Here is a 368-nt window from a genome sequence, read left to right as displayed (position 1 = left end):
ATTTTGTTGATGGTGGCCTGCTGAGTTGACCACGCAGAGTCATAACCCAGCTTGTAGCCAAGTGCGGCACCTGCCACGAACACTATCAGGACAAGCGCGATCTTAATCGCGTAGGTCTTGAGAAAATCAACAGCTATCATGATGATCCTTCAAAATACTTCGTCTTCACGCGCTCCAAAATCCACTCCGGGCAGTTACCCGGGTCGAACAAGTTGACGCCAGCGCGCTTTGCGGCCTTGCTCGGTTCTTCGTGGTCTGCGAATTGGAGCCAAGGGCTTCCCTTAACTTTCCAAAGCGTGAGAACACGGACATCCACTTCCTGTTGAAGCACGGGCCGAATGACTTCGGTCGCTTTGATACCTGCGCAG

Annotated in this window: 1 protein-coding gene; it reads right to left on the bottom strand. The window is 52.7% G+C overall.

Annotation, left to right across the window (positions count from 1 at the left end; genetic code table 11):
• Positions 1-136: 136 nt before the first annotated feature.
• On the bottom strand, positions 137-368 hold a 232-nt coding region (locus AC1RPJ_RS07960), incomplete at its 5' end, for a hypothetical protein (protein WP_481762871.1).

The organism is Dellaglioa sp. CoH-57-MRSF-17 (assembly GCF_056782015.1).
Note: the sequence above shows the minus strand (reverse complement) of the source record. Positions and strands in the feature narration are given on the sequence as shown.